The organism is Nostoc sp. FACHB-888, from assembly GCF_014696655.1.
Classification (GTDB): domain Bacteria; phylum Cyanobacteriota; class Cyanobacteriia; order Cyanobacteriales; family Nostocaceae; genus Nostoc.
In genome coordinates this window covers 1-3,086 of record NZ_JACJQM010000337.1, presented here as the reverse complement: position 1 = coordinate 3,086, position 3,086 = coordinate 1, and the positions used below count along the sequence as shown (strand labels likewise).

Below are 3,086 nucleotides of genomic sequence, written 5' to 3'. Positions count from 1 at the left end.
GGGTTTGATGATAAAGCCAGTTTTATCGCAGCAATAAGTTTTTCTGGTTCTTTGGCTAACCTCAAAAGAGGACGGGCTTGGCGCTCATTTTTAATCTGTGATCCCAACTTCCCTGCTGCAACAATAACTTTTGATGCCCCTAAGAGTTGATTTATACGCCGATAGCCGCCATATACATGCAATTCGCCTTGGCAATATTGTTCAAAGTTTTTGTACCCAGCGATTCTGTACATCCGCTCATCATGCATGAGGCGAATCTGTTCTACTGCTTGCAACTCAAATTGGTCTATGGTAGCGAAGGTGTCTTTGATACTGCTATTAAGATCATCGTAATGATGTGCTGATTTGGTTTCTTCTCTATCTAGGGTCAGCATATTTCTCTCCTGTAATTAGCACAAGGAGAGGCGTTTGAAAAAAATTTTGATGTCACCTTAACCCCGACACTAAGGTGTATTAGGCATAAGTCATTTTTCACGATATTTTCCCCTGATTACTTGGTTGACAAGTTCAGAGGGGGTTGCATCAGTTATCAGTCAACAGTTATCAAGGACTGTAAATTCCAACTGATAACTGGTAACTGTTATTCGCGCTGCTACTGCTTTTTGCTACGAAATTCAGGACTTTTCTTAACTAAATTTAACATTTCACTAACTTGAGGAATTTCAATAGCCAAAAATCCGCCACCAAAAATTCGACGATCTGGTGACAACCCCTGTATAATAGGGAAAGCAGCGCGGATTTAACTCAGTCGGACAAAGTTAGCGGTAATTCAAGCGACCAAACTTTAACAACCACTTATTTTGTTCCTTCGAGATCAACCCCGCTCTGAGGTTATATGAAATTTAAGCCACGCACGAAGCGCTACTCCTTAGTGGCGCTTTTTGCGTTAAATGTGGGTATTGTTGTAAGCTTTTCACCTTCATGCCTCCTTTCAATTAGCTTGATTTTAGATGACTTTTGGTCTTTTCGTATCTAGCGAGATTCTGATTTTTTGTCTGTTCACTCCTTCGTATTTACTAATGTTTGTTCCAGCTTACCCTGATCGGGTAATCACTTTTTCAAAAAGCAGCACCTAACGCAGAGGTCGTTTCTGGTTTGGGTTTGCTCTCAAAAACTTGTATACTGGGTTCCTCCAGCACGAACCCGTTTTCTGCTTGCTGACCAAATTTACCAATGATTGCCGCTACCCACTGTAGATAATTACTGGCGGCATCGGTCAGTTTTTTGTAAACCTTTGGTTTAGGTTGAACTGTGATTATTATGATGCGTTCGTCACAGTCTATATCAAGCTGCTGCCAACCGTTCTCTATAATTTTGGGTTGTGGCAGTTCGTTAATTTTAATTGTGATTTCTAGTTTGCTTGCAATCATAGGTACCTCTCTTAAGATGCGATTGCTAATGTTGGTGAAGCATCAGATGTATGTACTAACCCCAGAGGATCTGTCGTAATATACTTTTTAATTACTGGTTGAAGAGTGAAACTGATTTCTTTTGTAGTTGGGTCTTTGCTACTTTCTATTAATGAATTTTTTTCAAGTCCTTCTAATGCAGTAATCAATTCTGACGTAGAAATAGATATTTTGTGGGTTTGATTTAAGTCCATTAATAATTTATTGAAACTAATATATTGAAAGTTTAAAACTATTTTATCTGCTAGATAAATCATTATTTGTCTCTGAATTTTACTCAATCCTTGACCAAAAACCTTATTGAGCATTTCTTGAAAACGACTACTAACGAGTGTAGTTGGATCTTGAAAAAATTTTTCAGTACTACTTGCAAAGAAGTGGTGAATCCGATTGGAAACTGCTTTTAGTTCTAAAGGATTACCGCGATAAGTTTGAATTAATTGACTACAGCGCTTTTCTTCGTTGCACAATCCCAAGGCAGATAAGAACTGCATGGCTGCATCGGGATCTAAACCTTCAAGTTTGAGATACTGAATAGGTCGATCAGCTTCTATCAGTACATCGAACTCATTAGGCCAAACTCGACTAGTCAAAAACAAGCAGCTTTTATGCTGCTCCTCTACTAAGCGGCGAAAAAATAGTTTGTACTCTAGCCTATCCTCTAAATTATTTGTTTGAAATAAGGCTTCACATTCATCCAATACTATGAAGTAGCGCTGTGATTGCAACTGCTTAATTAACACAGTAAGCATTGCCTGAGTATATTTAGGTAAGCCTGGCTCAGGTTCTACAGGTTGAGTTAGCTCTATTAAATCGGCTATTAAGTCCTGAAGTAGCGGTGCATAAGACACCGATTTCCAAATGAAGCAATCAAATTTAGGTTGAGATTCTATACTAAGTTCTGTTAATAGTTTTGCAGCTAATGCACTTTTACCAATACCCGGTACTCCTATGAGTGATACGCATCGCTGCTCGATTACTAGTACAGCACGGCGTAAATAAGCCAAGTATTAGATAGCCAACACTTTACCCTTGTATGTCCACTTAAAAGGTTTAGCCATTGTTTGATTAAAGTAGTCGATAAATTCAAGAATTCGGGTTTTGAGGTCATCCTGACTTTTGAAGCTAGCTCTTCTTAGTAACTTACGAACCAAAATACTGAACCAAATTTCAATCTGATTGAGCCAAGAAGAGTGTTTAGGGGTGTAATGGAAAACAATTCGATGTGTTTTGTCACTTAAAAAAGCAGCACGGGATTTCATGGATTTGAGTATTCCGCTTTTTCCTTTAATACCCAAGTCGATATTCAAACCTTCTTTTTCTGCAACCAAACGAACCAGCGATTCAGACTGATGCGTATTAAGACAATCCATGATTAGATGCCATTTTTTGGCATTGGGGTCAGTTTCAAGGATTCGACGAATATTGAAAACAAAATCAACTTCTGTTCGAGAATCTCCACAAGTATGCTCGATAATCTTACCAGTAGCGACATCAAAATTAGCAATTAAACTCTGTGTACCGTGACGAATGTACTCAAACTCCCGTCTTTCAACTTTACCAGGTCGCATCGGTAAATCTTTTTCTAGACGCTCTTTCGCTTGAATACCCGTCATTTCATCAATTGATATTGTACGCTCTGCGTTTTGATAACGTTCAATCGCACTTATGTATAAA

At 38.5% G+C, this 3,086-nt stretch carries 3 protein-coding genes and 1 pseudogene; all 4 read right to left on the bottom strand.

Features of this window, described 5'->3' with window-relative positions:
* A pseudogene (locus H6G26_RS40340) lies at positions 1 to 374 on the bottom strand (hypothetical protein); the annotation flags it as partial.
* Between the two features lie 684 nt (positions 375 to 1,058).
* Positions 1,059 to 1,370, bottom strand: coding sequence for a fertility inhibition FinO-like protein (locus H6G26_RS40335; RefSeq protein ID WP_190737580.1), 312 nt, complete (start codon positions 1,368 to 1,370; stop codon positions 1,059 to 1,061).
* 11 nt (positions 1,371 to 1,381) lie between these two features.
* Positions 1,382 to 2,416, bottom strand: coding sequence for an NB-ARC domain-containing protein (locus H6G26_RS40330; protein WP_190737578.1), 1,035 nt, complete (start codon positions 2,414 to 2,416; stop codon positions 1,382 to 1,384).
* Between the two features lie 3 nt (positions 2,417 to 2,419).
* Positions 2,420 to 3,086, bottom strand: a 667-nt coding sequence (locus H6G26_RS40325) for a transposase (protein ID WP_242054376.1), incomplete at its 5' end; no start/stop codon positions are given.

Coding starts and splice junctions, on each gene's coding strand:
- H6G26_RS40335 (WP_190737580.1), bottom strand. CDS start 1,370: ATGATTGCAAGCAAACTAGAAATCACAATTAAAATTAACGAACTGCCA.